The sequence below is a fragment of the Metabacillus bambusae genome, assembly GCF_017497975.1.
GTDB lineage: Bacteria > Bacillota > Bacilli > Bacillales > Bacillaceae > Metabacillus > Metabacillus bambusae.
In genome coordinates this window covers 16,020-37,360 of record NZ_JAGDEL010000026.1, presented here as the reverse complement: position 1 = coordinate 37,360, position 21,341 = coordinate 16,020, and the positions used below count along the sequence as shown (strand labels likewise).

General features: G+C 35.2%; 23 protein-coding genes. 4 read left to right on the top strand and 19 right to left on the bottom strand.

Annotation, left to right across the window (positions count from 1 at the left end):
* Positions 1 to 269 precede the first annotated feature (269 nt).
* The 18 genes from minD to I7822_RS24285 form a co-directional block, all read right to left on the bottom strand.
* On the bottom strand, positions 270 to 1,073 hold the full coding sequence (gene minD / locus I7822_RS24370; protein ID WP_207981682.1) for a septum site-determining protein MinD: 804 nt from the start codon (positions 1,071 to 1,073) through the stop codon (positions 270 to 272).
* A 2-nt stretch (positions 1,074 to 1,075) separates the two neighbouring features.
* Complete coding sequence (minC, locus tag I7822_RS24365; RefSeq protein WP_207981681.1) at positions 1,076 to 1,756, bottom strand: septum site-determining protein MinC; 681 nt, start codon at positions 1,754 to 1,756, stop codon at positions 1,076 to 1,078.
* Between the two features lie 132 nt (positions 1,757 to 1,888).
* Positions 1,889 to 2,407: a rod shape-determining protein MreD gene (gene mreD, locus I7822_RS24360; protein WP_207981680.1), complete on the bottom strand. Its 519-nt coding sequence runs from the start codon at positions 2,405 to 2,407 to the stop codon at positions 1,889 to 1,891.
* Entirely contained in the window at positions 2,404 to 3,333 is a 930-nt protein-coding gene (gene mreC, locus I7822_RS24355) for a rod shape-determining protein MreC (RefSeq protein WP_207981679.1), read from the bottom strand. The genes mreD and mreC overlap by 4 nt, the downstream gene beginning before the upstream one ends.
* Before the next feature lie 98 nt (positions 3,334 to 3,431).
* Entirely contained in the window at positions 3,432 to 4,454 is a 1,023-nt protein-coding gene (locus I7822_RS24350; RefSeq protein WP_207981678.1) for a rod shape-determining protein, read from the bottom strand.
* A gap of 355 nt (positions 4,455 to 4,809) precedes the next feature.
* Positions 4,810 to 5,499: a RadC family protein gene (gene radC, locus I7822_RS24345; protein WP_207981677.1), complete on the bottom strand. Its 690-nt coding sequence runs from the start codon at positions 5,497 to 5,499 to the stop codon at positions 4,810 to 4,812.
* Positions 5,500 to 5,632: 133 nt separating this feature from the next.
* A complete protein-coding gene (locus I7822_RS24340; protein ID WP_207981676.1) occupies positions 5,633 to 6,211 on the bottom strand; it encodes a Maf family protein in 579 nt (192 codons plus the stop codon).
* Positions 6,212 to 6,403: 192 nt separating this feature from the next.
* Positions 6,404 to 7,456 (bottom strand): SPOR domain-containing protein, encoded by a 1,053-nt coding sequence (locus tag I7822_RS24335; protein WP_207981675.1) that lies wholly within the window; start codon positions 7,454 to 7,456, stop codon positions 6,404 to 6,406.
* Between the two features lie 125 nt (positions 7,457 to 7,581).
* The gene (locus tag I7822_RS24330) at positions 7,582 to 8,337 is read right to left on the bottom strand and encodes a hypothetical protein (protein ID WP_207981674.1); all 756 of its coding nucleotides are present in this window, start codon (positions 8,335 to 8,337) and stop codon (positions 7,582 to 7,584) included.
* A complete protein-coding gene (locus I7822_RS24325) occupies positions 8,309 to 8,935 on the bottom strand; it encodes a PilN domain-containing protein (RefSeq protein WP_207981672.1) in 627 nt (208 codons plus the stop codon). The genes I7822_RS24330 and I7822_RS24325 overlap by 29 nt, the downstream gene beginning before the upstream one ends.
* A gap of 1 nt (position 8,936) precedes the next feature.
* Positions 8,937 to 9,875 (bottom strand): type IV pilus biogenesis protein PilM, encoded by a 939-nt coding sequence (gene pilM, locus I7822_RS24320; protein WP_207981670.1) that lies wholly within the window; start codon positions 9,873 to 9,875, stop codon positions 8,937 to 8,939.
* 13 nt (positions 9,876 to 9,888) lie between these two features.
* Positions 9,889 to 10,647: a prepilin peptidase gene (locus I7822_RS24315; RefSeq protein WP_207981738.1), complete on the bottom strand. Its 759-nt coding sequence runs from the start codon at positions 10,645 to 10,647 to the stop codon at positions 9,889 to 9,891.
* Positions 10,637 to 11,020 carry a type IV pilin protein gene (locus I7822_RS24310; protein WP_207981668.1) on the bottom strand — a complete coding sequence of 128 codons (384 nt, stop codon included), beginning with the start codon at positions 11,018 to 11,020 and terminating at the stop codon, positions 10,637 to 10,639. The genes I7822_RS24315 and I7822_RS24310 overlap by 11 nt, the downstream gene beginning before the upstream one ends.
* Before the next feature lie 108 nt (positions 11,021 to 11,128).
* Entirely contained in the window at positions 11,129 to 12,334 is a 1,206-nt protein-coding gene (locus I7822_RS24305; RefSeq protein ID WP_207981666.1) for a type II secretion system F family protein, read from the bottom strand.
* Positions 12,321 to 13,376, bottom strand: coding sequence for a type IV pilus twitching motility protein PilT (locus tag I7822_RS24300; protein WP_207981665.1), 1,056 nt, complete (start codon positions 13,374 to 13,376; stop codon positions 12,321 to 12,323). The genes I7822_RS24305 and I7822_RS24300 overlap by 14 nt, the downstream gene beginning before the upstream one ends.
* 4 nt (positions 13,377 to 13,380) lie before the next feature.
* Entirely contained in the window at positions 13,381 to 15,039 is a 1,659-nt protein-coding gene (locus I7822_RS24295) for a GspE/PulE family protein (RefSeq protein WP_207981663.1), read from the bottom strand.
* 15 nt (positions 15,040 to 15,054) lie between these two features.
* On the bottom strand, positions 15,055 to 16,383 hold the full coding sequence (locus tag I7822_RS24290) for a VanW family protein (RefSeq protein WP_207981662.1): 1,329 nt from the start codon (positions 16,381 to 16,383) through the stop codon (positions 15,055 to 15,057).
* On the bottom strand, positions 16,384 to 16,932 hold the full coding sequence (locus tag I7822_RS24285; RefSeq protein ID WP_207981660.1) for a hypothetical protein: 549 nt from the start codon (positions 16,930 to 16,932) through the stop codon (positions 16,384 to 16,386).
* Between the two features lie 227 nt (positions 16,933 to 17,159).
* Here I7822_RS24285 and I7822_RS24280 point away from each other — a divergent pair, with 227 nt between their 5' ends.
* From I7822_RS24280 to I7822_RS24265, 4 genes are read left to right on the top strand one after another with little or no spacing between them, the layout of a single operon-like run.
* On the top strand, positions 17,160 to 17,615 hold the full coding sequence (locus I7822_RS24280; protein ID WP_207981659.1) for a type IV pilus modification PilV family protein: 456 nt from the start codon (positions 17,160 to 17,162) through the stop codon (positions 17,613 to 17,615).
* Position 17,616: 1 nt separating this feature from the next.
* Positions 17,617 to 18,069 carry a PulJ/GspJ family protein gene (locus I7822_RS24275; RefSeq protein ID WP_207981657.1) on the top strand — a complete coding sequence of 151 codons (453 nt, stop codon included), beginning with the start codon at positions 17,617 to 17,619 and terminating at the stop codon, positions 18,067 to 18,069.
* 38 nt (positions 18,070 to 18,107) lie between these two features.
* Complete coding sequence (locus I7822_RS24270; RefSeq protein ID WP_207981656.1) at positions 18,108 to 19,058, top strand: hypothetical protein; 951 nt, start codon at positions 18,108 to 18,110, stop codon at positions 19,056 to 19,058.
* A gap of 1 nt (position 19,059) precedes the next feature.
* Positions 19,060 to 19,386: a hypothetical protein gene (locus I7822_RS24265; RefSeq protein WP_207981655.1), complete on the top strand. Its 327-nt coding sequence runs from the start codon at positions 19,060 to 19,062 to the stop codon at positions 19,384 to 19,386.
* 173 nt (positions 19,387 to 19,559) lie between these two features.
* Here the strand turns inward: I7822_RS24265 and I7822_RS30505 are convergent, their stop codons facing one another.
* A complete protein-coding gene (locus I7822_RS30505; protein WP_207981654.1) occupies positions 19,560 to 21,269 on the bottom strand; it encodes a GGDEF domain-containing protein in 1,710 nt (569 codons plus the stop codon).
* Positions 21,270 to 21,341 lie beyond the last annotated feature (72 nt).

Below are 21,341 nucleotides of genomic sequence, written 5' to 3'. Positions count from 1 at the left end.
AAAATAATCTAAAGAACAAAAGCGCAAGCGCCTTGATCAGACCCGACAGGCATAAGACGCTCAGGAATAGAAGACGTTCTTTGTCTTCAATTCCTGAGTGGCTTATGACCCCGAGGGTCTAGGTGCTGGAGCTAGACACCAAAACTGAGTAAGAAAAGTTATAAATTCTGATACTACAAAAAAGACTAGTGGGCTGAAAGTCGATGTTTCACGAAGTACATCGGTAATCAAACACTAGTCTTTTAATTTAATAATCTATTTTTACAAAGCTATACACGTACTCCAAAAAACTTTTTCAGCTTTGTTAATACACCCTTATTTTGCTCATCTAATGATTGTAATGGAACAGATTCCCCAAGGATACGCCTGGCAATATTTCGATACGCAATAGCTGCACGATTATTAGGATCCATTGCAATAGGCTCACCATTGTTAGATGCTTTAATAACATCATCATCATCAGCTACGATTCCGATTAGGTCGATCGAAAGATGTGTAACGATTTCATCAACATCTAGCATGTCTCCATTTTTAACAAGATGATTACGAATACGATTAATCACTAATTTCGGAGGCTCAATATCTTCTTTTTCTAGTAAACCAATAATTCGATCTGCATCACGAACAGCTGAAATTTCTGGAGTCGTAACAACTACAGCCTTATCTGCACCAGCTACTGCATTTTTGTAACCTTGTTCAATTCCTGCTGGGCAATCAATAACAATATAATCATAATCTTGTTTAAGTTCATCTATTAGCTTTTTGATTTGCTCCGGTTTTACTGCTGTTTTATCACTTGTTTGTGCAGCAGGTAATAAATATAATAAATCTTCAAATCGTTTATCTTTTACAAGCGCTTGGTGCATTTTACAGCGCCCTTCAACTACATCTACTAGATCATAGATTATCCGATTTTCTAATCCCATTACAACATCTAGGTTTCGAAGACCGATGTCTGTATCTACTAAGCAAACACGTTTGCCCAATATAGCTAAAGCTGTCCCTAAATTTGCAGATGTTGTTGTTTTACCAACTCCACCTTTACCTGAGGTAATGACAATTGCTTCACCCATAGTTAGATTCCCCCTTCAAACCTTGTTAAATTAGGTCGTAAATGAGTAAGTTGCTGCAATCGCTCAATAATCATTTCATCGTCATTATTTATAAAAGCACATTCCATCTCATTACCTTCACTTGGTATATGATCGGGAGCACGATTAATGATTTCACTTATGCGAAGCTGTGCTGGTTTTAATAAAGAAGCAGCAATAACAGCCTGCCCGTTACCATCTGCACCGGCATGTGCAATTCCTCTTAACGCACCTAGAACAAAGATATTGCCAGTAGCAATAACTGTTCCACCTGGATTTACATCACCTATTAGCAGTAAATCACCTTTGACCTTTAAAATTTGACCAGAACGAACAATCCTAGCAACAGAAACGACTTCAGTTTCTCTCTTAATCCTAAGCGCCTCATCCTTTGTCATCACATTGCTTTCAATTGTCTCAACCATGAGATTACGGTTTTGTTTGATTACTGATTCTAGCTTTACTCGTTGATCCTTATTAACGAAACGGTTTCCAACTTTTACATTTACACCAATAACTGGACCTGATTGTATATATTGTTTTAAAGATAGCATTTCCTCGAGTTCATGGAGCAATTGATCAAAAGAACACGAATCATCGAGATGCAACGTTAAGCCATCTTTTGTGCCTTTAATCGTAACATATTGTTGTTTTTGGACTTTCACGACGTTCACCTCAACGACTTTACTATTCGACAGAAATGCTGTAAATCCTTTTTAAATTGATAATAAAGTATTAGTTTTTTTTCATGGACAGCTCATTGCCTAGCTTTATAGCGTATCTCTTATTTATTCAATCTAATCATCAGACTCATCTAATTTTATTCTCGTAAGGAACTTTTTCATAGGATAGATTAACAGAATAGCAACAACCGAATTTAAAGCAAGCGTAGGTAATAACCTTAAGGTTGTAAAATGATATAATGACATTTTTGTCGTCCCAATTAAATAATTCATTCCATACACATAAAATTCAAGTACAGCGATCGATAAAATCGTCAGAAATAGCACAATTAGAGCATTACCATGGAGAACTTTCATTGCTTTATTGATCAAATAAGCTAGGATTCCATATGCAAATAAATAGATTCCGATCACTTCAATATAAACAATATCATGGAGTAATCCGAACACAATTCCAAATAGCATTCCTTGTGTGCGTGTTAAGTATACTGTCACGAAAATACATGCGATTAACATAAATCGAGGTATATATAGTTGATCTTCTAAGGCAAATGGAATATGAACTAAGTGAGCGAAGATACTCTCACTTATAAAAATAAAGAAGAGCAGAAAAGGAAGGATGAAACGTCTCACGATTCCTCCTCCTCATTTAACACCTCTACAGGGTCCTCTGATTCAGCTACACGCTCGGCTACCCATACACGATCTATATCATAAAAATTAGCTGATGGTTTAACATATGCCATTTGTTCTAACCCATATGAATCTGGCTCAATCTCGATAATTTCACCGATTAGAATTCCTTCTGGGAAAACTTCACCTTTTCCCGATGTAATGACTTTTTGTCCTTCAACAAGCTTTACATCAGATTCAATTCGACGAAGTAAAAGTGCACCTTTATCCTCGTCATAACCTTCTATTAATCCCATTACCTTTTCACCTGTTTGCTTGTTCTCTTCATCACTATTTTCACTTTCTACTTTCACTTCTGCCGGTTGAACTTCAGCTGAAATTCTATTTTTAAGGTCAGTTGCACTCAAAAGTTGAACGGTAGAAGTAAATTGAGAAGTAGACTTGACCTTTCCAACAAGACCCTGTGCCGTTACAACAGCCATATTAGGCTCTATCCCATCCTGTGCACCTTTATCAATTGATATGTAATCATACCATCTATCAGGATTACGACCAACAACAGTAGAAAAGATCGGATTGTACTCTCTTAAGTTTGCAACATTACCTAACTCGGCTAATAATTTTTCATTTTCAACTTTATACTCTTGAAGATCTGCTTCTAGTTGCATATATTCGTCAAGTCTGCTTTTTAGCAACTCATTTTCTTCATATGTATTTTTTAAGTCACTTACGTTTTCAAAAAAACCAGATATATATAAAGCTGGCTTATGAAATATCGATTGAAAAACACCTACTGAATCCTGTAAAAATTGCTCAGGCCAAGTCAACTTCCGATCTTCCTTTAAGGAAAAACCAATCAATGCCACTAAAAAAATTATACTGACTAGCAACAAGATAAGGCGTTTATTTAGGAAAAACTGTGGCATGATGAACACCCTCTTAACTCAAATTTCCACTTCAACATATAGCCTTTGCTTACATTAAAAGATATAAAAGACTTCAATAAGCAAAGGCTAAAACAAAATTATCTACTATCTCTTGCTTTATTTTTAAATAAGTGAATATGCTCGAGTGCTTTTCCTGTTCCGATTGCAACACAATCTAATGGATCCTCAGCAATTAACACTGGCATATTCGTTTCTTCTCCAATAACTTTATCAAGATTACGAAGCAATGCACCACCACCAGTTAATACAATACCACGATCCATGATATCTGCTGCAAGCTCTGGAGGTGTTTTTTCCAACGTGTTTTTAACAGTATCGACAATCGTGTATACTGTATCTTTTAACGCGTCAGCAATTTCAGCTGCTGTAATTTCAATAGTTTTAGGTAAACCTGTTAAAAGGTCTCTACCTCTAATATCCATATTATCTACGCCATCAGGAGAACCAGCTGAACCGATTTCCATTTTAATCGCTTCGGATGTACGATCACCAATCATTAAGTTATATGTTTTTCTAATGTATGTAATGATAGCCTCGTCCATTTCGTCACCAGCAACACGAATTGATTGGCTTGTAACAATACCTCCAAGAGAGATAATTGCCACCTCTGTTGTACCGCCACCAATATCAACTACCATACTTCCTGTTGGTTCCCAAACTGGTAAATTCGCACCAATTGCAGCTGCAAATGGTTCTTCAATCGTATAAGCATCCCTTGCCCCAGCTTGTCTAGTAGCATCAATAACAGCTCGTTCTTCAACTGCTGTAATCCCAGATGGGACACAAACCATAACATAAGGCTTATTAGAGAAAATGCCTTTTGTTTTAGTTGCTTGTTTAATATAGTATTTCATCATTGTCGCTGTTGTTTCATAATCAGCAATAACTCCATCTTTCATTGGACGTAGTGCAACAATATTTCCCGGTGTACGACCAATCATGTTTTTTGCATCATTACCGACAGCAACTATTTGTTTTGTATCTGTTTGTAGAGCAACAACAGAAGGTTCTCTAACGACAACTCCTCTTCCTTTAACAAATACAAGTGTGTTTGCGGTCCCTAAATCTATTCCAAGGTCTCTTGTACCAATACCGAACATAGGGTGTATCTTCCTTTCTGAAACGAAATATATACTTTTTAATTATTTTTAGGAAAATTGACAGAATACAACTTTCTTCATTTTGAGGGTTAGACTACCTTCAGTAAATGAACTGAACTGTTCTTGGTTTTACATCAATGAGGTTAGTTTTTAAGAAACTGCTTCATCATCTTTCCCGAATTTAATACTGAGCTTTTTTAATCCAAAGGTTCTGTTAAACTTATTTGTTGATTTCCGCTGCAGGCGTTCGCTCTAATCAACAAAGTGTGACAAAATCAACAATGATCTTTAACAGAGCCAATCCGAAAAAAACTCATAAACCTTATTATATCGTAATTACACAAAAAAAAAAGTATTAGACGTAGCCTTTTTCTTTTAGACTCACATATTTTTGTTCACCGATTATAAGATGGTCCAAAAGTTCTATACCTAAAACCTTTCCACATTCTGTTAGCCGCTTAGTTACTTCTATATCCTCTCTACTCGGAGATGGGTCTCCAGAAGGATGGTTATGAATACAGATAATTGAGGCTGCAGAGCGTTTAAATGCTTCTTTGAATACCTCGCGTGGATGGACGATCGATGCATTTAAACTACCAATAAACACTGTTTGTTTATGGATAACCTGATTTTTTGTGTTTAAATACAAGCAGACAAAATGCTCCTGACTTAAAAACCGCATTTCCTCCATCACATAATTAGCACCATCCTGTGGGGAACGAATTACATATCGATCATCATACGTAAGTCGATTCATTCTTCTCCCCAGTTCGAGGGCTGCTAATATTTGTACCGCCTTTGCATTACCGATACCTGATATCGCGGTAATTTCTTCTACAGATGCATCCTTTAACATTCTTATTCCTTCAAAATGTTTAAGGAGATTTTGTGACAGCTCCAAAACAGATTCTTTTTTTGTACCTGTTCGAAGGAGAATCGCAAAAAGTTCTTGATTTGACAACTTATCAGGTCCTTCATTTAACAAGCGTTCTCTTGGACGCTCGTCTTCAGGGAAATCACGAATTTTAAAGGTTGATGTTGACATTTAGCCTCCTTCGTTTCCCTTTCTGCTCGTAAAGAAATGTGTATTTATATAATGAACCTACTTTGCCGTTTTATTCTACGAAAACGGATTTGATTACTAATGACACTGGGGTACATTTTATTAATGATTTCATCTAATTCTTGCAATGTTTAAATCCCATATTTAACAGTTCTCGGTGTGTACGTGCAACAGGTAAACCGACAACAGAATAGTAATCACCAAAAATTCTTTCAACTAACAATGCCCCATAGCCTTGAATTCCATAAGCCCCCGCTTTATCCATTGGCTCACCTGTTGATACATAATCCACAATTTCCTTATGTGAAAGTGAAAAAAACGTAACACTTGTTTTCTCAAAAAAGGAGTGAACTTGTTCACCGTTTATAATGGCGACCCCAGTAAAAACGTCATGTGTTTTCCCAGAAAGCATTTGAAGCATTTCAATTGCTTCGCTTTTATTAGTTGGTTTACCTAGCATTCGACCTCCATATACAACAAGAGTATCTGAACCAATGACAAAAGAGGTTTGATTTGTTTTTGCGACACTTAATGCTTTTTGCTGTGCTAGTGATTGAACCATTTCTGCAGGATGAAGCTTTTCGTCTACAATTTCCTCAACTTCACTTACGATCACCTCAAAAGGGATTTGAAGTAGTTCAAGAAGTTCTTTTCTGCGGGGAGAAGCTGAAGCTAAAATGAGGTTTGAATTCATGATGTTTTCATCCTTTCGTTTCAGATTAGAAGATACATGTCTATCCTACCAAACGAAATGAAATTGGACAATTTTCTAAAATTGATTTTTAATTTCAGTACGGTTATTACCAATTCAAAAAAAATGACAATAAGCTTTCATCTCATATTCTACGGTAATGTCTATGAGATAAGCCTATTATCATTCTCTTAATCAGCTCGTTATTTGGTTCGTTACTTCTAATATATGTTGTTGTGCGTCCCAGCCCTGATTATTTTTCACACTATCAGCTGCTTGTAAAAGCTTTTCCACTAATGACTTTTCAGTTTCATCTGTTGTTTTTATCCCGTTAATCGTTGACTCTATTTTACTCACTGCTTCTTGGTTTACGCTTTCGCCGTTAGATGCTGCAGATGCCAGTGAAGACAACTCCTGGATCGTACTAGCCCATTGATCAGCTGCACTAATTGTTGAAATTGTAAGAGAAAGTTGTTTCCCACCCCAAAACTCAATATCATCAAAGTTTTGCTGTTTATATACCTCACTTAGTGCACTTGTTTCAGCTTTATCCATTCCCAATCCAGCAAACACTGTATAAGAACCATCAGTTTCCATCACAATCGATGCAAATCCTTTTTCCTTTATATTATCTGCAACAATATTAGCTGCTTCTTTGGACGAGAAAATACCACCTTGAACAGCATATAACTGAAGATTTGCAGAAGTAGTAGCAGATCCCGCTTCCCCGCCTGCTTTTTCTTCGGTATCACCTTTAGCTTGATCAGAAGTGTCCCCGGTAGCCTGTTCTTCGTTTGTACTCTCACTTGTTGTACCCGCAGTTGGCATATCTTCATTAGATAAAAAATTTAAGGCGATAAAACCAAACATTACGCCTAAACCAATGGCTAATAAAAAAATTGTCATAAACTTTTTTAATGGAAAAGCTACAATATTCTTATTGCGCGTTTTCTTGTTCGAATATTGATAAGGTGTGACAGATTGATTGGAAAATAGTTTTGTTTTCTTTGTAGTTGTCACTACCTTTGGATCATCTTTAAAAACTGTATCGTCCTCATCAGGTAAAAGCCAAGGAAATTCATCCTCTTCTTCCACCGTTTGCTTTGCTGAAGCAATCTCTTTTTCAGCATCGAGCTTTTCTTCCCAGCTTGAAAACGGTATGACCTCTCCCGTTTTTTCACCTTGTGACATAGGGCGATCCTTGCCGTTTATTTTTATTTTGATTGTATCTGACGTCTGCTTGTCCATGTGCCTACCACCCTTCTTTTGCAAAACACGTGCGATCATTTTGCTTATCATGTTAACAGAAAGGTAAAAAAAAAGAACAAGACATTTGTCGTCTCATCCTTAAAAACCTTCGTCAAATAATATGATTATTCGTCATTACCTTCTTGTATATAAGGTGATAAAGGGTTATGTTTCTTGCTAGGCTGCGGTGCCTTAATCGAAGGTGTTTCTGCTTCCAAGTCAGTCAATGTCGGCATATAAAATGCAGTAAGATGTACTTTATATTCAAGTGGATTCATCACTTGATCACTTTGAGTGACTTCAGGTGGTCCTTGAAAGGAAAGCTGATTGACCATTGTTATTCTAGTTTGTTGTTCGATCGTTTCGACGAATTTCTTCAAATCATAAAAATTATCCGAGCGTACAGTTACAGTTATTGTAAGCTGTTCTAATCCCTCTGGTGCACCAGGTATTTCTACGACTTCTTCCTGTGTCCCCTGTTCAACAACAGCATCAATTTCTTCCGTTATAATACCTTGGTTAGCCTCTGCTTCTGTATCAATGAGTATACCACCCTCAGTAAACTCGATTAACTGAATCGTACTATTTGATATAATCTCTGCTTTTTCTAAGTCTAGTACAAATTGATCCACTAACGGGGTAATTGGAACTTTTTGTTGAAGTGAAAATGTGTTTGAAACCGGCTTTTCTTCGTTTGGGATCGTTAGTTGGTCTAACTGCTTTTGTAGCATCGTAACAGAGTCGTCAATACTACTTGCACTTTCCTTTATTGGTTTTAAGTAAAGAAAATATCCTCCCATATAAAGAAGACTTATGAAAACAATAAATGATATCAAAAGAATTATATGTTTTTTATGAAGCTGAATCTTCATTGTTTTCACCGCCGTTTTTTGCTCCATCAACACTATTTTTTATTTTTATTTGATAAGTTGCTTCCACTCGTGGTATCTCTATTTCACTTTCTGAATCTGATAGATTGTTATTTCCTTCTGATTCTTCATTTTTCGTCTCAATTTTTTGGAGAAGAATCTGTTCAAAGGTCGCTGATTCCTTTAATCTTGTTAAATAGTATGCTGCATCTCGATTCATATCAAATTGAACAACTAAATTAATTGTCCCTAAGTCTATCTGTTCAAATATAAGAACATACCCGCGCTCAGGTAATTGTTGAGTTAATTCCTCTAAGACTGGAATCATATCCTTTGAAGCAAATTCTGCAAAATTCACTGCTGTTTGAAGCTTCTCAGCTGACGTGCTTTTCCCAGATACTTGATTATCTTCCTGAAGCTTTTTCTCCAATTGTTCCTGTAGCTTTATCCTGTTATTTTCAGCGACTTCTTCTGCTTTGCTAAGAGAACGTGCTTGAAGAAAAAAAAGGCTAATAACGATTATTGTTATTATCAGAATCACAAGAAAAACCAATCGTTTCGCTTGGTTTTTTAAATCTTTTCTCGGGAGTAGGTTAATTTCTGCTAGCATATTACTCCACCTCTTTAAGTGCTAATCCTGCTGCTAGATGAAAAGAAAAAGGAATTGGAGAATGATCTGGAAAGCATGCAATCTCATTTGGCAAAAGCTGAACTGTGCCTTGTAAGCGTGATTTAAGTATGTTAAAGAAATCTTCGAGTAAAGGATGGTCACCTGTAATAATAAAGTGACGAACCTCTTCGTTTTTCTTGTTTATTGAAAAACGATAAAAATTTAACACATGCTCAATTTCCTTGATTACTTCTTCAACTCTAGCATGCCATTTTTCTTTAGAAGATTCTGCTTCATTCCATTCCTCTTTTAAAAGTTGTCTCATAAACTCTGGTTTATCATCTTTAAATATCGCTAGGTTTTCAGAAAACAAATCAAACTGGATCAGTAATGTTAGATCCTTATGACCACTCGTATTTCGATCATATAAACGGTAGCAGCATAATGACGAAATATCAGCTACAGCCGGCTTCAAGTGCGCGTCAATGAGAATATCAGTATAATCTTGCACAAGTTCTTCTGATGATGCAAACAAAAGGACATTTTGAACTTTCTCGCTTTTAGACAAAATAACATAATCGAAAACAGCTTCATCAAATGGCAAATGAATTGTCGAACCCATTTCAACATATAAATACCCACGAATTTCGTCTTCTTTCACATCTATTGGAATTTGCACCTTACGTATAACTACATGGGAGTCAGGGACATTAAAACGAACGCGTCTTCCTTTTATCCCCCAATCAGATACACATTCATCTAAAATTAATGAAAGTGTGTCAGCATTTTTTATTTTCCCATCGACAATAAGTCCTGGCGGAATGATTTTTTCTTCACATTTGCTCAAAATGACTGGGTTACCTTGTTTTATTTCAACATATCGAATAGCATAATCCTTTATGATTATGTTTCCGATTTTACGATTAAACGATAAAACCATTTTAAAACCCCCATCACTTAAAGCCAATTAATGATAAATACCACCCAATAAGCGAATCTCCGAAAAAATATGCAAGTAATGTACCAGCAATAATCGAAGGTCCAAACGGAATAGGTTCTCTCTTTTTATACTTACCTATCAAGATACGACGTATTCCATCAAACGTCCCGATAAGCGTAGACAAGAAAAATGAAAGTAAAACAAGCTTTAATCCTAATGCAATCCCTAATAAGCCAAATAGCTTAATATCTCCGCCACCCATGCCACCTTTACTCACATAGGCAATAAGTAACAGTAAGCCAAACGCAACCGCTCCCCCAATAATAGAATCATACCAAGGATCTAATGGATAAATCACTCGTTCAACGATAAAAAGAACGAGAAAAAAGAGGATGACCTTATCTGGAATGATCATATAGGAAATGTCTGAAACGAAAATAATCATAAATAATGATATTAATGTGAGGGCAATCATCAGCTCATAATTCCAGCCAACAATCATTGGCGAAACCATAAACAGTAGCCCTGTCATTAGCTCCACAAACGGATAAAGAGATGAAATCCGAGTGCCACACTTTCGACACTTTCCTCTCTGTAAAAGGAAAGAAACAACAGGGATTAATTCCACTGCTGTTAGAGTATGGTTACACCTCGGACAAGCTGACCGTGGTGTAACAATTGATTGTTTTATCGGGACTCTTAGGCCGACTACGTTGTAGAAGGAGCCTAGGAGGAGGCCGTAGAGGAACATTGAAATAGCATTAATTTCCATCAATGAAATCAATTAATTCCTCTTCACTTATACTATCAGTTTGCGCGTCTCCAACTATACTACATGCTTCATGGTTTGAAATAGTGAACCCTTCATTATATACTACATCATACTCTCCTTCTTTAACTTTATCTAAATAAGGAGCTAAGGAAGTCTCATCATATGTGTTATTTTCAGGATTTTCAGCTCTAGCAATTTTAGCTGCATCTATAATTTGAATAGCTTCAGAAACAGTAGCTTTATCTCTAGAATTTTCAATAATATTCCCAATCGAAGGAACCGCAATCGCAGCAATAATCCCTAATATAACAATAACAGCTAGTAACTCAATTAAAGTTAACCCACGCTGGTTTTTCAACATTTTTTTCAACATATACAACATCTCCTGTTTGGGAAGTGGTTTATTAGTCCTAGTTCATTTGACTAGATTGATTATAGCATGCCATTTATGCTATGAGTAGCATTTTTTAGTTACCAAAATTTATTGAACTTGATTAAAAATATCGAACATTGGAACCATAATAGAAGTGACGATTGTACCGACAATTCCGGCAAGGAAAACGATCATTAGCGGTTCAATTAATGACTTTAATCGATCTGTTGTTTGTTCAACATCATCCTCATAGAAATCGGCTACTTTTCCGAGCATTTCATCTAGTGCACCTGTTTCTTCTCCAATTGCAATCATTTGGACAATTAGTGACGGAAACACCCAATGGTTTTTCATAGGTTCTGTTAAGGAAATGCCTTTTTCTAGAGAATCACGTGATTGCGTTAAGACGCGGGAGATCACTTCGTTTTCTACGACATTTTCAACGATGGAGATGGCTTGGAGAATTGGCACCGAACTTGAAAATAACGAGCTTAAGGTTCTTGTCATTCTTGCTAAAGCCGCTTTTTGCAACACACTACCAAAAATTGGTATTTTTAACGAGAGATAATCAAGATAATATTTTGTTTCTTTCCTACTTCTTAAAAACATAAATAGTGCTGTTATAATTCCCATTCCAAGGATTACACCCCACCAAAACGATTGCATCCATTCACTAGAATTAAGCACAAACCTAGTAATAAGAGGTAGTTCCGCCCCAAAATCCTCAAACATATCGACAAACGTAGGGACGATTGCTACGAGAAGAAAAATAATTACTATTATGGCAATGATTCCTACTACTGCAGGATAAGCTAATGCAGAAATTACTTTTTGTCTTGTTTTATGTTGTTTTTCATAATGAATCGCAAGCCTGTCTAACGTATCATCAAGATTCCCACTCGCTTCACCAGCTCTTACCATATTGATAAACATGGATGTAAAGATTTTTTTATGCTTAGCTGCAGCAGATGACAATGGATTTCCAGAGCGAAGGTCTTCATCAATATCTAATAGAGCTTTACTTAAATACTTACTTGTTGTTTGCTTAGCAAGAATTCCAGTTGCATCCACAACAGATATTCCAGCTTTCAATAATGTCGCAAATTGGCGTAAATAGATGACCATATCCCTAAGCTTTACTGGATTTCCGATGACAATCTCCTTTGTAAAGAGAGTTTCCGGAATTTCTTCGATATGTGTAACGCGAATGCCTTTTTCCTTCAGCCTTAGCATTGCTTCTCTTTTCGATGTGCTTGTCAGTTTCCCAGCTGTTTTTCCTGAGGCATCTCTACCTTCGTATTTAAATTTCGCCATATTGAGTACTATTCTCCCTTAAATAAGGTGCAGCGAATTCCCTGGATATTGCATTTTTCATGACAAGCTCCTGTATACTTGCCTCTAGTGTCATCATCCCTAGGGCACGGCTTGTTAGCATCACATTCTGAATTTGATGATTTTTTTCATTACGGATTAAATTCGCCACTGCCGAGTTATTTATCAAAATTTCAAATGCAGCTCTTCTGGAATCTTTGTTTGGTGTTGGAAATAAGCGCTGTGAAATAATTGAAACTAAAACAGATGCTAATTGAATTCTTACCTGTACCTGCTGGTTTGGCGGAAATACATCAACAATACGATCGATTGTCGCTGGCGCACTTGAAGTGTGAAGAGTTCCAAATACTAAGTGTCCCGTTTCTGCAGCCGTTATTGCAGTATGAATCGTTTCTAAATCACGCATCTCTCCAACTAAAATTACATCTGGATCTTGACGTAAGGCTGCTCTTAAACCGTTGGAAAAATTCAGTGTATCAAAGCCAACCTCACGCTGATCAATAATGCTTGTCCCATGCTTGTGTAAATATTCGATCGGATCCTCTAAGGTTATGATATGCCTACTCATCGATTGGTTTATATAATGAATCATTGCAGCTAGGGTTGTTGATTTTCCACTACCAGTTGGTCCTGTAACAAGCACTAAGCCCTGAGGCTTCTCTGCTACTTTTTTCAAAATAGGTGGTAGCTGCAATTCATCCAATGTTGGAATCATTGTTGGAATGATGCGAATCGCCATTGAGACACATGTTCGCTGCCTATATATGTTTATCCGAAATCTTGAAACCCCTGGAATCCCATAGGAAAAGTCCAATTCACCTTTTTCTTGAAAATTCCCCCACATAGCTGCAGGAACAATTGCTTTTGCCATATTCAACGTATCATCAGGTGTTAAAACAGCATCTCCATATTTTTTCAAATCACCATTCACACGAAAAGCAGGCTGAATCCCAACAGTAAGATGAATATCGGATGCTTTCAAATGAAATGCTGCACACATTAATTCTTCAATTTTATTTTTCATTTCCTCACTCCATCGTTGCTACACGTAAGATTTCTTCTGTTGTCGTTAAGCCCATCTTCACTTTCAAAAGACCATCATCAATTAAGAAAATCGTTTTATTTTTAATTGCAAGCTCCCTAAGCTTTGAAAAAGGTTCGCCATTCATAATGACACGTTTCATATCGTTTGTTATTACAAGCAGCTCGTGAATTGCGATTCTACCTCGATAGCCAGTCATATTGCAGGTCCCACAGCCTTTTCCTCTTGTGATTTTATCAGCAACAATCCCTCTGCTCGCAAAAATTTCACATTCTCTAACAGTAGGTTCCACTTGTACTGCACAATCACGGCAAACCTTACGAACAAGTCGCTGTGAAACAACACCTGAAAGCGAGGTAGCGACTAAAAATGGTTCCACACCCATATCCATTAAACGAGTGATTGTTCCTAATGAATCATTTGTATGCAATGTACTTAAAACTAAATGACCAGTTAACGAAGCTCTAACAGCAACATCAGCTGTTTCTTTGTCACGAATTTCACCGACCATAATAATATTAGGGTCTTGTCTTAAAATCGATCTTAAGCCTTTTGCAAACGTTAAACCAACGTTTGTGTTAACTTGAATTTGGTTTACACCACTTAATTGATATTCTACTGGATCTTCAACAGTAATAATGTTTACTTCTTCGGTATTTAATTTATTTAACGCGGCATATAATGTCGATGATTTTCCTGAGCCAGTCGGTCCAGTTATTAACACTAAGCCTGAAGGTCGTTCAATTAATTTAGAAAATCTCTCTAAATTCACTTTATGAAAACCAAGCTGGTTAATATCATTAAGCGTACTTCCTAAATCTAAAATCCGCATGACAATCTTCTCTCCGAAAACAGTCGGAAGTGTTGAAATACGTAAATCAATTGGGTGGAAGTCAACTGTCGTTTTTATCCGACCATCTTGCGGTATCCGAGTTTCTGTAATATCCATATTCGCCATTATTTTTATTCTTGCTGTCAACATACTCTGCATATGCTTTGGTAAAACTCTTTCGGTTTTAAGAAGCCCGTCCACTCGAATTCGAATTGAGACCTTCGCCTCATCTGGGTCTATATGGATATCACTTGCTCTTTGCTGAACAGCATTTTGGATCATTTGATTCACTAATTTTATAACAGGTGAATCTGCGTCAGTCATCTGCTCTTCCTTTACCTCAACAGGAGCATCAAATAAGAATAAACCTTCCATATCATCTTCCTGTTCATAATATTTATGAATCGCCCGCAAAATATCATCCTTTGTGGCAATTACCGTTTCAATTTGAAACCCTGTTGATAGACGTAAATCATCAATTGAATAAAAATCTAATGGATCAGTCATCGCAACAAAAAGCTTATTCTCCTCTTTTTTAATAGGAATAAGTAAATTACGCTTTGCAACTTCTTTTGGTACAAGGTTTAAAAGCTTCACATCAAAAGGGTATCGATACAAGCTTACATGTGGTATACCTAACTGAAATTCCAGCACTTCTATTAATTGTTGTTCAGTGATATAGCCCCGTTGGAGCAAGGCATCTCCTAATTTTTGAGTGTTGGTCTTTTCTTTTAAAGTCGTTTGTAGCTGTTCCTCAGTAATAAAGCCTGTTTCGACAAGAAGATCCCCTAACCGTTTACGTGCTTGATTCATAATATCCTTATCCCCTCACTTCATAATCTCAGGCGTTTCCCATAGCTCTTCATCTTGATTTTCTTTGTCATTAGATCCCGTCGTATTATTTGATGAATCTTCGTTTTCCTTATCCGTTTGGACATTATCAGTATCTAGGTCCTCAGAAGGCGGGATGAGTTGTTCTGTTTTATTTTCCTCATTTTCTTGCTCATCATTAGAGATTTCATTCAAGCCTGACTTAAGACCTTGTTTTACACTTTTATAAACAGGTGGATAGTAATCCTCTGAGATTGTCAGTTCATTTTGAAATTCTCCATTCACGTACACTTGTCGAACAACTGTTATGGATCGACCATCTTTTCCTTTATTCATTACCTGCATTTGTGATGGAGCTAGTGATGGATCATACTGAACAATCGTCCGTGTTGGATAGGATTTTTCATCTTTCATTTCAAGTTTATATTCTTCCGATTGGAAACCTTTAATCTTAACAACAATTTGATCGTTCGTTTTAGTAATAAAAAGGTCATATGCTTGATCTTGTGAATTATGAAATTTAAAATCCCATTGGTTTTGTATAAATGCAGCTTCCATTCCAAGCTCTGCGTAATCTGGTAATTCAGAACTAATATGCCGTTCTATTACCTCAAAAGGTGAGGATAATATCGCTTTGTATAGAACTGTCGCTAATTTACTAACAGATTCGTTATCTATATCTAAAAACTGATTCTCTGTAAGAAATTCTTGTAAAGAAAATGTTGTACCAGGTTCAATCGAAACGATAATTTCATTTTGTTTAAAATCAATATTTGAATTTTCAGCTACAGAAATGCTTGCTTCACTAATGACCGTTTTCTCTAACTGATCCATTTGAATATATTCATTTAAATCAAACTTAAAAATACCTCTGTCAAGATTTTTCGCTACAGTTTGGATATCATTAGTTAGCTGTTGAAGATTGATCGCACTATACACTGAAGGAAATTCTCTCTGCAAAAAACGTTCAAGTTCTCCTTCTTCGAGGACTACTTCGACAGTTGTAATTGTTCCATCCTTTACCTGATTTAACGTTGTTTCCGGTTGAAACTGAAATAACGCACTATCTAGTATTGCCTCATGATCGTATTCAAGGATAATTGTCGTTTTTTCCTGCCATTTTGATAATTCACTGAATAAAGACTGTAAAGCCTGTTCCTTTGTCAATCCTTCAATTGTGATGGAAGCAACTTTAGTCTCTTTTGTATATGTACCTTTATTGAAAAAAGCTTTATTTGCAGAAGACCCAAGTTGTGAAAATCCATATATAAACAAACTACACAGCAAGAGAATTAGTAGTCCCTTCGTTTGATTATTCCATTGCATCTATTGCTCTCCTTTGCCAAAAGGCTCTTGGGATAAAATCTTTTCAAAATCAATTTCGATTTCCTCTGAAGGATTTGTGGAGCTATTTTTGTGAAAAGCATGTCCCTTTATACGATCCTCAAAGGCATTATTTGATAATCTTTTACTTAAAAAATCAATTTCTTCTTCTGGTCGTTCCTGTGTTTTAGTATCCTCTATTTTCATTCGTTTGTTTTGAATATTAGGTTCTATTTTAAAAAAATCCTTTGTTAACTGTTGTGTATTACTATTTTCTAAATTTCCTTCCACAAATGGGCTAACATTTACACTATTTGAAAAAAAGTTCAATTTATTGAAAATAAGATATCCTCCTACTATTGATAACAAAAAAACGATTACCCAGGAGGAAATGGTATTCATTGTTTGTGATGCTATTATCCCAACATATGAAATAAATAATGAAAGTGTTGCAATGATAGATTTATTTTTTGCTGTTGCGTTTATTGGTAATAAAAACAATAAAATTAGGACGATAGTATAACCAATAAATCCAAAAATGAATTGTTCCACAGAAAAACCTCCATATTTAAATCACCTTAGTAATATTTTCATGCACATATCTGCTCAATTTTAGATATCATTCGACATTTTCATTGTATAATAGGTACATAATTAATAAAACAAAGAAATTTTGTTTATTATATGTAATATTTGTATCTTTTCAAAAGGTAAGTATAGTAAAAAAATCCTATAAAAATCATTCTTGCTAGAACACAAATAGATATGTAGGTGATATTTTGAAGAAACACCTTTTTAATAATCATGGACTAACATTAATTGAATTAGTTGCATCAATAACTATTCTAGCTATCGTGCTATTAACGTTTATGTCATTTTTCACAAATTCATTTAAGTATAACTCTATGTCATCTACTAAATTACAGTCGGTTAATATTATTCATGATGTTGAAAATTGTTTTAAGGAAAACCCAAACTTCATTAAAAATATGAACGCATTCAAAAACCCTATTTTTACAGACGATAAATGTAAACATATTACCACCTATACTGAAAATGTGACGTTAAAAAATAATGCATATGTTTTTTCCTTTATCTATCTTGATTATGAAGTTTCGATTACCGTAATGAGGGATCCAGAATTCCCAAGCTTATATCCTTCAACAATCGAAGTTTACCATAACGATAAGAAAATAACTGAATCTTATACTTACTTAAAAGAGGAAGGAACATAAGATGCAAAAATCGCTAAAACATCAAAACGGATTAACTTTAATTGAAGTATTAGCTACACTTGCTATCCTTTCGACACTATTGGTGCTAATTTGGGGAGTTTTGTTAAACGGTTTTAATTATTCAAAAAAAGCTCAAGAGACCGTTTTATTACAACAAGAGGCAAATTTAATTGTTACAAAATTGACGAAAATTCATCAATCATATGATTCATATACAATTATGTTTAATCAAAATCCAATAAAAGTTATTTTTCCCGATCATAAAGAGGAAATCATTTCAAATCCTGAATTTCGTTATTCTTTTTATGATACAAGTACTGGAACTGATCAGTTACTTAATCAAAGTATTCATTTGTCAGATACACTTTCTTTTAAGCTAGTGATCTCCCCAACAGATAATCCTGAACTTAAATACGAAATAAGAACGACATTATCCAAATTGGATGTGAATTAATTTTGAGATATATTAAGAATACTAAAGGATTGGCACTTATGATTGTTTTGTTAACGATCACCATCTTTACAATACTAGGATTATTAGTACTTGGATTTTCACTCAATAACACAAAACAAATTATCACTACCGAACAAAACGTAAAAACCGTTGATTTAGCTGAGATGGGTATTACATATTATGATGTCGTTTTAGATAATTTAGCACAATCAACTATTACAGAAGTTAAAAAAATAATCGTAGAAGATTCGAGGTTAGGTAAATTACAAGCACCAGAGCAATACAAAGAGAAAACAATAGACATTTTCATAGATAAAATTCAAGAATTCAACAGCAATCCTTCGGTATTAACAAAGAGTTTTAACATTTCTAAGGAAGATAAATTTTCGATTATCATTAAAGATATTAACAAAAATTCAGATCATTCATTAAGTATTACATTAAATAGTGAAGGTAGCAGTCAGAATAACTCAAAAAAAACAATTTCTAGTAATGTTAATGTCTCTCTTTTGAATTTCACAATTAATCCCACTGATTCAGAGGGAGACCTAGGAAACGGGATTGATTATACTATTAGTATTACCGAACCAAAAGACCTACTATCTTGTATATCTAGTAATGTTGAGTTTGGTACACAAAATTGCTCTTATACAGATTCAATTGTTCACTTAAATAATCCAGTTCAAGACTTCGAAAATAAACTGATTGTCATAAATGGTCATTTAGAAGGTAATAAGACATTTAACAAGGGAATTATCGATTCTACTTTATATATAAAGGGAAATGGATCATTCGAGGAACCGATAAGTGGTATTCATTACTCAAAGCTTTATGTAGGAGGCAATGCTGAGTTTTCTAATATCAATCAAAAAATCATTGATTCTACCCTTGTAATTATGGGTTCTGCTAATTTTAATCAACCAATTACATTAGACAACAATGCAATTTTTTTATATTGGTGGCGACGCTCAATTAAAGAACATAAATGATATGAGGAATAATTCAACAATTTTCATCAAGGGTTCTGTTGATTTTAATGATAATATAAATGGATTCAGTGATTCGACCATTTATGTTCAAGGTAACGCAAATTTTCATAATAAACATATTAATAGCTTTGATTCATCTGCAAAAATATGTGTTAGAGGCTTAGTATCGGGTCTTCCCTCTAATCAAAATTATAACATTTATTCTCCATCTACGAGCTTATCAGCATTTAACAATAACTGTATTAGTGGTACTGGCGAGCTTTCTTATGATGATATCCTTGTACAGTTAGAATCAATTTTTGTAAATGTTAATTACAATAATAATTAAGCTGTTTAGTAAACCACCTTACTACAAAAGCTGCTAGCAAATTGTGTGCTAACAGCTTTTTCTAGTTTAACTTCTTAATTATTTTACTGTGATATTAATCCAACTAGATACAATACAGTAACGAGTATTATTCCATGGGAAATAATACTTATTCCCTACAGCCTGTGTATCCCTTAACTCACATACGCAGCTACCTTATTCCTTCCAGCTTTCTTAGCACCAATATACATTGCTCGATCTGCATGTCGAATGAGCGAAAATGTATCATCTGCATCGATTGGTGCTGTAGCCACCCCAAAGCTTGCCGTTATAAAGACAGAAATAGTTCTACTGTTGTTGTTTTGTAATGAATGCTCAATTTCGAATGGCTGGTTAGCAATTAACTGACGAAGTTCTTCAGCAAATGCCACACTGTTTTGCTTTTCAAAGTTTGGGAGGAGTATGACAAACTCTTCCCCACCATATCTAGCAACGGTACCTTTTTTCCTAACATACTGTAGAAGCCGTTTTGATAGTTGGATAAGAACTTCATTTCCTGCGTGATGACCATATGTATCATTTACTGCTTTGAAATGATCAATATCTAATAAAATGAGGGTAAGCGTATCGAGTTTCCTTTGTTGCAGATGCTTAAATTCCCGATCAAGCTTATGTTCTAAGTATCGATAATTATACAAGCCAGTTAGTGGACAGTGCTCACTTTGTCTTCGTGTTTCTTCATAGTTTTTTGCATTTTCAACTGCAACACCTAAGTAAGCTGACAATAGATCAATAATCATAAGCTGAGCACGATCAAAAGCGTGTTTTTTGTTGGAGGCAAGAATTACAATTCCAACTAAATCCTGATTTCTAATGACAGGTACACCGATAACACTCTCCACAGTTTCTGGTAGCTGTGATTTGTGGATATGTTTCCATTGTTTTCTTCTATGGAATATGACACTCTCTCTCATAATATAGACATGTCCTGATATTCCTCGATCAGGAGATTTGGCTTCTTCTACATTAACGTGGATTTTACCATTCTCAAATTTCCTAACGATTCTTAGTTTGTCCTTTTCATACACATCGATAATATAAGCAGCTTCTAAAGGAATCATGTTTGTTACTTTTTCCATAAAGATATCTAGAACATCTTTTTTTTGTAATCTTTCTGTTAGTTGATGTCCAATCTCGCTTGCTTGCTGTAAATAATGATTTATGCGCTGAGTTTTATAATAAAGTGCTAGAAAAATAGATAATCCTAGCAAAGGTATTCCGACAAAGAAAATTGCCTTCATTCCAGCCTGAAGATAAAGGAAGTATAGTCCAATTCCCATCGGAAACACAAGGAGTGAAGTAAATAACTCCCATAAAAAGCCTCTTGTTAAAAATTTAAATTTCATCTTAAAAATAAAAACTTGAAAGAAACTTAATAATGATTGGTTGATGATAAATACTGATAATCCATACGCGATAATGGCTAAAAAATCTTCATTAAATGTTAGGAGCCCATGTGTTCCTCCAACTAAATAATAAACACCAGCCCCACCTAAGGATATGCAGTAAAACAATAGTGCGTTCAAAGGATAGCGATAAAGGTCTTTAAAACCCACGCGCACTTTTAGCAACAAAACAATAACAGCAATTTGTGTAAGAATCATTTCTATAAATAAACCAAAAAATAAAAACACAACCAATGAAACACCTTGGACATAAAAAATAGAGGTATCATTTATAATGATTGGCCAAATGGAGACAAGACACATTAATAATAGAAAGGCGGCTATATCCCACTCATACCCCTTAAAGGCTGGAGGTGAAATATCGAAGGCTACCGTTAAAAAAATGGGTGTAGCAATGATCCAACATATCCATAATGCTACATGTACCTTCTTGTCCACTGTCTGGCCCCCTTACTTTATTTCTGTTAGATACGTATTATTTTAGCAAATTTTCAAAGTATTGTCATAAAC

What these genes read in the sequence shown, in the direction of transcription:
- minD (WP_207981682.1), bottom strand. Translation starts at nt 1,073, where the DNA reads ATGGGTGAAGCAATTGTCATTACCTCAGGTAAAGGTGGAGTTGGTAAA.
- mreC (WP_207981679.1), bottom strand. Translation starts at nt 3,333, where the DNA reads ATGCCACAGTTTTTCCTAAATAAACGCCTTATCTTGTTGCTAGTCAGT.
- I7822_RS24350 (WP_207981678.1), bottom strand. Translation starts at nt 4,454, where the DNA reads ATGTTCGGTATTGGTACAAGAGACCTTGGAATAGATTTAGGGACCGCA.
- radC (WP_207981677.1), bottom strand. Translation starts at nt 5,499, where the DNA reads ATGTCAACATCAACCTTTAAAATTCGTGATTTCCCTGAAGACGAGCGT.
- I7822_RS24340 (WP_207981676.1), bottom strand. Translation starts at nt 6,211, where the DNA reads ATGAATTCAAACCTCATTTTAGCTTCAGCTTCTCCCCGCAGAAAAGAA.
- I7822_RS24335 (WP_207981675.1), bottom strand. Translation starts at nt 7,456, where the DNA reads ATGGACAAGCAGACGTCAGATACAATCAAAATAAAAATAAACGGCAAG.
- I7822_RS24325 (WP_207981672.1), bottom strand. Translation starts at nt 8,935, where the DNA reads ATGCTAGCAGAAATTAACCTACTCCCGAGAAAAGATTTAAAAAACCAA.
- pilM (WP_207981670.1), bottom strand. Translation starts at nt 9,875, where the DNA reads ATGGTTTTATCGTTTAATCGTAAAATCGGAAACATAATCATAAAGGAT.
- I7822_RS24315 (WP_207981738.1), bottom strand. Translation starts at nt 10,647, where the DNA reads ATGGAAATTAATGCTATTTCAATGTTCCTCTACGGCCTCCTCCTAGGC.
- I7822_RS24310 (WP_207981668.1), bottom strand. Translation starts at nt 11,020, where the DNA reads ATGTTGAAAAAAATGTTGAAAAACCAGCGTGGGTTAACTTTAATTGAG.
- I7822_RS24305 (WP_207981666.1), bottom strand. Translation starts at nt 12,334, where the DNA reads ATGGCGAAATTTAAATACGAAGGTAGAGATGCCTCAGGAAAAACAGCT.
- I7822_RS24300 (WP_207981665.1), bottom strand. Translation starts at nt 13,376, where the DNA reads ATGAAAAATAAAATTGAAGAATTAATGTGTGCAGCATTTCATTTGAAA.
- I7822_RS24295 (WP_207981663.1), bottom strand. Translation starts at nt 15,039, where the DNA reads ATGAATCAAGCACGTAAACGGTTAGGGGATCTTCTTGTCGAAACAGGC.
- I7822_RS24290 (WP_207981662.1), bottom strand. Translation starts at nt 16,383, where the DNA reads ATGCAATGGAATAATCAAACGAAGGGACTACTAATTCTCTTGCTGTGT.
- I7822_RS24275 (WP_207981657.1), top strand. Translation starts at nt 17,617, where the DNA reads ATGCAAAAATCGCTAAAACATCAAAACGGATTAACTTTAATTGAAGTA.
- I7822_RS24270 (WP_207981656.1), top strand. Translation starts at nt 18,108, where the DNA reads ATGATTGTTTTGTTAACGATCACCATCTTTACAATACTAGGATTATTA.
- I7822_RS24265 (WP_207981655.1), top strand. Translation starts at nt 19,060, where the DNA reads ATGAGGAATAATTCAACAATTTTCATCAAGGGTTCTGTTGATTTTAAT.